Annotated in this window: 9 protein-coding genes; all 9 read right to left on the reverse strand. The window is 51.3% G+C overall.

Annotated elements, in window-relative coordinates; genetic code table 11:
* Positions 1-282: 282 nt before the first annotated feature.
* The gene (locus HPY81_11295) at positions 283-921 is read right to left on the reverse strand and encodes a 2Fe-2S iron-sulfur cluster binding domain-containing protein (GenBank protein NPV27987.1); all 639 of its coding nucleotides are present in this window, start codon (positions 919-921) and stop codon (positions 283-285) included.
* A gap of 12 nt (positions 922-933) precedes the next feature.
* Positions 934-2184 (reverse strand): NADH-quinone oxidoreductase subunit NuoF, encoded by a 1251-nt coding sequence (gene nuoF, locus HPY81_11300; GenBank protein NPV27988.1) that lies wholly within the window; start codon positions 2182-2184, stop codon positions 934-936.
* 1 nt (position 2185) lies between these two features.
* Entirely contained in the window at positions 2186-2683 is a 498-nt protein-coding gene (gene nuoE, locus HPY81_11305; protein NPV27989.1) for an NADH-quinone oxidoreductase subunit NuoE, read from the reverse strand.
* Complete coding sequence (locus tag HPY81_11310) at positions 2670-3227, reverse strand: hypothetical protein (GenBank protein NPV27990.1); 558 nt, start codon at positions 3225-3227, stop codon at positions 2670-2672. Before HPY81_11310 ends, nuoE begins: the two co-directional genes overlap by 14 nt.
* A gap of 30 nt (positions 3228-3257) precedes the next feature.
* A complete protein-coding gene (locus tag HPY81_11315; GenBank protein ID NPV27991.1) occupies positions 3258-4106 on the reverse strand; it encodes a 2-oxoacid:ferredoxin oxidoreductase subunit beta in 849 nt (282 codons plus the stop codon).
* Positions 4106-5245 carry a 2-oxoacid:acceptor oxidoreductase subunit alpha gene (locus HPY81_11320; protein NPV27992.1) on the reverse strand — a complete coding sequence of 380 codons (1140 nt, stop codon included), beginning with the start codon at positions 5243-5245 and terminating at the stop codon, positions 4106-4108. Before HPY81_11320 ends, HPY81_11315 begins: the two co-directional genes overlap by 1 nt.
* Positions 5235-5441 (reverse strand): 4Fe-4S binding protein, encoded by a 207-nt coding sequence (locus tag HPY81_11325; GenBank protein NPV27993.1) that lies wholly within the window; start codon positions 5439-5441, stop codon positions 5235-5237. Before HPY81_11325 ends, HPY81_11320 begins: the two co-directional genes overlap by 11 nt.
* Before the next feature lie 167 nt (positions 5442-5608).
* Positions 5609-6850 (reverse strand): Glu/Leu/Phe/Val dehydrogenase, encoded by a 1242-nt coding sequence (locus HPY81_11330; protein NPV27994.1) that lies wholly within the window; start codon positions 6848-6850, stop codon positions 5609-5611.
* 247 nt (positions 6851-7097) lie between these two features.
* A complete protein-coding gene (locus tag HPY81_11335) occupies positions 7098-8627 on the reverse strand; it encodes a sigma 54-interacting transcriptional regulator (GenBank protein NPV27995.1) in 1530 nt (509 codons plus the stop codon).
* Positions 8628-8805: the final 178 nt, after the last annotated feature.

An 8805-nucleotide genomic window follows, 5' to 3' on the forward strand; every position in this document is an offset into this window, starting at 1 on the left:
GCCTGGAATAAAATGTTAAATTACATTGTGGTTTGGTTTTTGACCTTAATCTAGCGAAAAAAGAGTACATCTAAACGACTAACAATGTTTTACCTTTAACAAAAAAGCTAATTTTGCAAAAGGCTCATTAATATTAAAAATAAAAAAATAAATATGAGTATTTGTTCTCCATGAACGGTCAATATCCTTTTTATCTTTCCAAAAAGAAAGGGCCTGGCGATAACCCCCAAGCCCCGGGTGTCTATTCAAATCAGCTTAGCCAAGACACAAATTACTCTTTCACTATGATGAGGGTAATTTCACCAGTGCTCCAGTCGGACAAACCCGCACACACTCACCACAGGTAGCGCAAGCTAGCCCGGCTCCCTCCGGCTCAAAAACCCCAATTTGCGCACAGATCCCGCGGCCGATGACCGCCAGCACGTCCTCTGCTGGTTGATGCTCGCACTGGCGCACACACCGCGTGCAAAGAATACACTTATTGCGGTCGATTTTCAGCCAAGGATTCAGGATCTCCACTGGATATTCCCGGCGCTCACCGGCAAAATTGCTCTCAGCCAGCCCATAACGGTAAAAGTACGTTTGCAGGGCACACTGCCGCGTCTTCGGACAGGTCAAACATTCCATGTCATGGTTGGCCATGATTAAGGCCAACACCGCCCGCCGCGCGGCAATAACCGCGGCAGACTCGGTTTTGACGTCCATGCCCTCCGCTACCGGCGTTACACACGCCGGTTGTAAGCGGGAACGGCCCTCTACCTCCACCACACAGACCCGACACACGCCGGCCGGACGTAAACCGGGTTCATGGCACAGAGTCGGGATATCGATACCCAGCTGCGCAGCAGCTTCTAAGATGGTCGTCCCCTCGACAGCCTGGGTCTCTCTTCCATCAATAGTCAACTTAATAATCTTGGCCATCCCTTTCACCCCCTAATACCGGAGTTTGGTTTCATAATCAGCTGGGTAACGGTTCAAACTGCTAATTATCGGCGTTAGCGCTGTTTGGCCAAGCCCGCAGAAAGCGGTTTGCGGCAGTAGCTGTCCCAGTAGGCGCAGTTCGCCCAGATCACCGGGATTGCCTTTCCCGGCCACGATCCGCTGCATAATTTCATAAGCCCTGAATGTTCCTTCCCGACAGGGCACGCACTTGCCACAGGATTCACGCGCGAAGAACCTGGCGATACACTTGACTGCTTCAGTTATATCGCGGGTTTCGTCCAGGACAAAGATAGCGCCGCTGCCCAGGCTGGCACCGACTTTGGCCAGCGCGTCATAGTCAAGCTCTACGTCCAGTTCGGCCGGTGATAACCAGGCCCCGCTGGCTCCGCCAACCTGAACCGCTTTTAGAGTCCGATCAGCATTAACGCCCCCACCAATTTCGAAGATTACCTGGCGCAGGGTGGTTGAAGTCGGTACTTCGCCAAACGTCCGGTTTTTCACATCGCCGGACAAGGTGACCACCTTGGTGCCAGGGTTATTCGGCGCGCCAATGGTGCGGAACCACTGTCCGCCGCGGTTGATAATCGCCGGCATGTTGGCCAGAGTTTCCACGTTGTTCACCAGGGTCGGTTTGCCCCAGAGCCCAACGCTGTCTGGATAAGGCGGTTTTAATCGGGGTTCGCCGCGTTTTCCTTCCAGGGATTCCAGCAGAGCAGTCTCCTCGCCGCAAACATAGCTACCGGCCCCCAACCGGACTTCAACCGTAAACGAAAAATTCGTGCCCAAGACGTTCTGGCCTAAGAAGCCAGCCGTCGTGGCATCGCCAATGGCTCTGATCAGTCGGTCAGCCGCCAAGGCGTATTCACCTCGACAGTAAATGTACCCCTGACTGGCTCCAACAGCATACCCAGCGATGACCATGGCTTCCAGCAACCGATGCGGGTCGCCTTCCATGATCAAGCGGTCTTTATAGGTCCCAGGTTCACCTTCATCCGCGTTGCAAATCACGTACTTAACCGAACCTTCGGCTCGTTGGACAGCCTCCCACTTCAAACCCGCTGGAAAACCCGCGCCGCCCCGACCGCGAAGGCCAGAAACTTTTATTTCCTCAATTACCTGGGCTGGTGACATTTTGAGTGCTTTCGTCAACGCCGTGTAACCACCGGCAGCCTGATAGTCTTGAATATTCTCCGGGTCAATCCGCCCATAATTAGCTAAGACGATCCGTAATTCGTGCATCAGCCTAGACCTCCCTCCCATACGGAATAAACTCAGTCTCTGGTGAAAATTCTTTAGGCCGGAAACGTTGGAGCAACTCAGGCACCTGTTCAGGCGTAATGTTACCGTATGGTTGTTCATTAATCATTATTACCGGGGTCAGGTTGCAGGCGCCAACACACTCGGTTGTCTCGAGGGAGATTTTTCCGTCTGGCGTTGTTTCCCCCAGTTTTATCCCCAGCTCTTTTTCAAAAGCCGCCAGGAGTTCTCTTCCCCCGGCCAGCTGACAGGCCGCACTGGCACACAATCTGATGACAGTTTTACCACGGGGAACAACGGACAGCATGGAGTAAAAAGTAGCCACCCCGAAAACCTTACTGGGCGAGAGGCCAAACCCAGCCGCTACTCGGGCGATACTTTCCCGGGGCACATACCCGTATTCGCTTTGAATCGCTTGCAGTGCTGGCAAGAGCCCACCCGGTATTGTTTTATAGCGTTCTATGATCCGTTCAAGCCTGGGCAAGGTTATTCCCTCCCTTCAGGTTCTTCTCCGCGTATTCCACTCCGGCGGTAAAGGCCCGGTAGTTAAGGTCATCCTTAGGATAGCGCTCACGAATCAACTCCTGCACAGCCGCCGGCGAAACCAGCCCGGTCAAACCAACAATTACCCCTAGCGCGACAATGTTCGTCGCCTTGACTCCACCGAGCTCCCGTGCCATTTCCGTGAGCGGCACTCCTATCTCTCGGGCTGGAGTCAAACCGCCGGTCACCTCAGCGGTGTCAAATATTAACAACGTTTCCGGCGAGACATTCTGGCACAGGTCATACGCTTCCCTGGTCAGGGCTAGGGCGATATCCGGCACGCCAATGGTTGGATTGGCGATCTCTTCGTTGCTGATGATTACTTCTGCTTTACAATAACCACCCCTGGCCGCGATCCCATACGCTTGCGTTTGCAAGGTGTGGCGCCCATCGTAGACAGCCGCACTCTCGCCCAGCAGCATACCCGCGACAATGATTCCCTGACCACCGGACCCGCCCAGCAGGATTTCCCATTTATTCTTCAAGCTTATCCCTCGCTTTCACCGCTATTTGTTCTACCTCAGGAATGTGCCAACTCCTCCTCCATTGCCTTGCGCCCGCTGGCGAAGCGCAGCGTAGCGATCCGTAAACTCCGGTTGGTTGATATCCAACAACTCACCGATGACAAGTTTTCCTTTTTTCTCCGCCGCGGAAAGACGTTCCCAGGTCTGCCGACTCACGGCTATTTCTTTCAGCCGGTGCATCATTTCCTTCGGACCACCCATTTTATTGTTACGGCCAAAGTGGGTCGGGCAGTTGTTGATGACATCGACAAAGGAGAAGCCTTTCTTGCGAATCGCTTCCACCAGGATTCGTTTCAGTTCTTTGACATGGAACACTGTACCACGGGCAACATAGCTCCCACCCGCACCAATCACCAGATTGCAAAGGTCAAAACCCTCTTCTACTGTGCCATACTGGGAAGTGGTGGTAATACTGCCCAGCGGGGTAGTGCCGGAGTACTGGCCGCCGGTCATGCCATAATTGTAGTTGTTAGAAACAATGGCGGTCAAATCGATGTTGCGCCGGGCGGCATGGATGAGATGATTACCGCCGATGGTAGCCGCGTCCCCGTCCCCCATCAGCACGATGACTTTCAGTTCCGGGCGAGCCGCCTTGATGCCGGTAGCATAGGCCAAGGCTCGTCCATGGGTGCAGTGAAGGGTGTGAACCCCCAGATAATCATCAGCTTTGCCCCAGCAGCCAATCCCGGTGACGACTACGGTTTTGGTCGGGTCAAGTGCAAGCTCGGCCATCGCGCGGACAATTGTTTTCAGAATAATACCATTGCCGCAGCCTGGGCACCACATTAAAGGTAATTTATCTTCCCGTAGATAGCGATAGATCGCCTCGTCGACGAGCATTATTTCACCTCCCGTATCTTGGCCAGGATTTGGTTGGCGTTAAGTAGTTGACCATCAACCCGGGTCAGACTATGCACGGGCCGGTCCAGCTTATTCACCCTTTGGACCTCCAAGACCAACTGTCCCAGGTTCATCTCGGGTACGATAACTGTCCGGGCTTGGGTTAACAGGTGGCTGACCGCCTCGTCAGGGAACGGCCAGATAGTCTTGAGTTGCAGCAAACCGGCCTTGATTCCTTCCCGTCTGGCCCGCATGACAGCTTCTCTGGCCGCCCTCGATGTCGCCCCGAAGGCCACCAGGCCAATCTCTGCATCATCCAGGTAGAACTCCCGCGTTAAGATAATCTCATGACGGTGGCGGTAAATCTTGTCATAGAGACGACGGATGACCCGCTCAGCATTAGCCGGGGTATTGTTGGGAAAGCCGGTTTCATCGCGCATTGAGCTGTTGGCATGCCCGATATACTCGCTACCAAAAGCCGACATCGGGGGAATCAGGTCGTCATCCGGGGCAAACGGTCGGTACTGGGCCGGGTCCCCAGTCGGCGACTTACGATTGATGATTTTCAGTTCTGCCGGGTCCGGCAAAACAACGCTTTCCCGCATGTGCCCGACAATTTCGTCAGATAACAGAATCACCGGGGTTCGAAACCGCTCAGCAAAATTAAAGGCCGTGACCGTCAATTCAAAGCATTCCTGAACAGAGGCCGCCGCCAGAGCAATGATGGCGTGGTCACCATGGGTTCCCCAGCGCGCCTGCATGATGTCCGCCTGGGCCGGGCGGGTCGCCAAGCCGGTGCTGGGTCCTGATCGCATCACGTGGATGATCACACACGGAACTTCAGACAGGATTGCCACTCCCAAGTTTTCCTGCATTAAGGAGAAGCCGGGACCACTGGTAGCTGTAAACGATTTCACCCCGGCTAACGAAGCGCCGATCACTGCAGCGATACTCGAAATCTCGTCTTCCATTTGCAAGAAAGTCCCACCCAGCTTGGGCAGGTGGTAGGCCGCCATTTCGGCAATTTCCGAAGAAGGGGTAATGGGATACCCGGCATAGAAACGGGCCCCAGCCGCAAAAGCACCCTCGGCACAGGCTTCATTACCCTGAAGAAACTTGACACCCTTTCTACGCTCCATTGGCTTCACCCCCCAAATCATATACCCGCAAAGCAAAATCCGGGCAGCGGAAATAACACATTTGGCAGCCGACACAGCGTTCAGGATAACGGTACTCTGGCTCGCCCAATTCACTCAGTTCCAGTGCCTGAACCGGGCAGAACTCTGCACAGATCCCACACTGTTTGCAGAGTTTCTGGTCGATCCGGATATCAATCCTTCTCTTAGTCAGTTCAGCCAAACATTTCTCCTCCTTTTACCAGTTCTTAAAATAAAACGATGAATGTCAGGCCGAGATAGCCCGACAACCATCGTAAAAAACAGTATGGTTTAACCTTTAATACCTGTAACTGTCTTGTTAACAAAAGTCAATTGTGGGCAGGCCTAGACCCAACCTCTGGCTTTCATTGCCTCGGTCACTTTAGTAATCGCCCGGACCCAGCAAGCCAACCGCATAGATATATTTTGTTCCTTATGGAGTTTATAAATCTCTTTAAACACTTTCCCAATGATCCGCTCCAGCTTAGCATTAACCTCCTCCTCGGTCCAACGATTATCATGGAGGTTCTGGATCCGTTCAAAGTGGGCAACCTGCGTCCCTCCCGAATTGGCCCAAATATCCGGCGCGATAAATACGCCGTTTTTAATGAGGATTTCTTCGGCTTCAGGAGTAGTCGGCCCATTGGCTCCTTCAATAATCATTTTAGCCTTGATCCGGGGCGCGTTTTCTTCAGTAATCACGTTTTGCACAGCACACGGGGCCAGAATGCCACACTCAAGCTCCAGCAAGCTGGCATTGTCGATCGCCTGGGCTTTCGGATAACCAACCACGGTTCCGGTACGTTCTGCATAATCGTGAACATCAATAATATCCAAGCCTTCGGGATTATAAATACCTCCATTAACATCACTCACCGCCAGGACTTTGACCCCGTCACGCTGGTACAGTTTAGCCAGGTGCCAGCCCACCTTGCCAAACCCCTGGACAACCGCCGTCAGTTTGTTCATTTCCAAGCCCAGAACTCTGGCTACCTCCCGGGTAGCAAACAAGCAACCCATACTGGTCGCTTCCGGCCGGCCCTCTGAGCCGCCCAGGACCATTAATTTACCACTTATTCCCCCCGGCTCGTGGTGCATATTCATGGCTTCCCATTCGTCTAGCATCCAGCTCTGCGTCTGTGCCGAGGTACCAATATCTGCCCCCGGGAAGTCCTTCCACGCCCCGATGATCGGACCAATCGCCCGAACATATCCCCGGCACAGCCTCTCTAGTTCTCCTTTGGATAGTTTATCGGGATCAACGATAATACCACCCTTGCCACCCCCGTTCGGGATCTCGTTGAGGGCGTTCTTCATCGTCATCCACAAAGACAGGGCTTTAACATCATCAGCAGTTTCCTCCGGGTGGAACCTCGTCCCTCCGCGGGTTGGGCCTAGCGCGGTGTTGTGTTGAGCCCGAAAACCGGTAAACACCTGGACAGAGCCATCATCCATTCTCACCGGAATCCGGACAGTCACCATGCGCATTGGCTCTTTCAGCATTTCATAGATCTGTGGTTCCAGATTCATGTACTTGGCTGCCATAGCTAATTGTTCCTGGGCAACTTCCAGCGCAGTTTTACTCATCTTGCTTCCCCCCCACATTAATTTGGCGTATTATTTTTGGAGATTGGTCACCGCCCAAAACTAATCCCTGTTCTGTCCTTTTTTGTTCTGTCCTTTTATATAGTAGCAAATATCGTGCCAAGCCCATGCAGGCAAATTTTTTCTCATCAGCTAGCTCGTCCAATTGTAGCCAATATCTTAAAAAATTTAAAACTTATAGACATATAAAAAAACTGGTTATTAAAACCAGCTTTTCATTAAGAAATTGCTAATCCTGGTTAATCACTAGACCAGCTTGGTGCATATCGGCACCATGATTTAATCCATACCGGGCCGCTTTTCTGACCACCGTCGAGTGAGCTACCTGTAAAAGTTCCGCGGCTCCCCTGGTTGTTCTACCCGCTGCTAAGGCCAGATTTATCAGAGCTCTTTCCATCATTTCTTCGGCCTGACGCATCGGGATAACCGCTCGAACAAGGACAGGACTATCGTTCTCTTTATCTTGGCCTAAGATATTCGAAGGTAAGTTAGCGATCGAAACCACATTCCCGTCGCAGGTTACAACCAAGCGTTCAATTACGTTTTGTAACTCTCGAACATTACCAGGCCAATTGTGCCTTTCTAAATACTGGTAGATTTCATTAGAAAGCCGCACGTTAAGGTTATACTTTTTGTTATATTTGGCTAGGAAATGAGTAATTAAAGGAACAATATCTTCCCGCCGTTCCCGCAAGGGTGGGATCTCGATGGGAACAACATTTAACCGATAATAGAGATCCTCGCGGAATCTTCTTTCCTTGACCAGATCGGCCAGATTGCGGTTGGTCACGGCGATAATTCGCACATCTGTACTAATTGGTTTTGTCCCACCAACCCGGAAAAACTGCTGCTCTTGAATTACCCTGAGCAGCTTGACCTGGAGATTAAGTGGCATCTCGCTAATCTCATCTAGCAGCAAAGTCCCCCGGTGGGCAAGTTCAAACATCCCTGGCCGGCCCTCTTTATTGGCCCCGGTGAAGGCCCCTTTCTCATAACCGAATAATTCTGATTCTAATAAATTCTCCGGAATCGCTCCGCAGTTTACTGTGATCAAGGGAGCCTCTCGTCGAGAACTGGTGCTGTGAATGTATTTAGCCATCACTTCTTTGCCAACACCGGATTCGCCAGTAATTAACACCGTCGAGTCTACTTTAGCCACGCGGCTGGCTAAAGTGATCAGTTTTCTCATCTGCACATTCTGGGTTATGATCTGACTGCTCGCCAGGGACTTGGCCCGCCATTCCTCCAATTCTCTCTGGTACTGCTCATTTAACTCATTAACCCGCTTGATTTCCTCGCGCAAATAAAGCAGCTCGGTCATATCACGCATATTGGTAACTATTTGAACAATATTCCCATGCTCATCGAAAACCGGGTTACTGGTGGAAAAGATCTGCTTGCCGGCACAATTATGTTGAATCATAGACACTGGCCGCTTTTCCCTTAATGCGATCAAAGTTGGCGACCGGTCCAATACACCCGTGTTAACTAATTCTTCAGCTGTTTTTCCCAGAATCTGGTCCGGGTTTAGACCACCAATTCGTAGATAACTCTTGCTTAGACGAATAAATCGTCCGTTTCCATCCGAGATGGCGATCCCATCAAACGATGATTCCATGATGGAATCGAGTTGTTCACTGAGTTCTTTGACTTTTTTCAATTCCTTTTTCAAAGTCTCTAATTCAGAAATATCTTTAAATATAATCACCGCACCACAACTTGTCTCTTGAAGGTTAATAAAGTTTATGTTGGCAATCATGTTCCGATCGCCAATTGAGATTTCCCGTTATGTAAAGCTTTACATAATGGCAATTATGCAAAGTAATTGCTTATGTCAAGTTGATGGGCACAAACAAGCAATGAGCCTATTTATGCCCTATTTACTTGACATAAATAAGAGGCTATTGGCAGATCTTCTGTAACCAGCTCAGCAGGTC

This window comes from Bacillota bacterium (genome assembly GCA_013178045.1).
Classification (GTDB): Bacteria; Bacillota; Ch66; order Ch66; family Ch66; genus Ch66.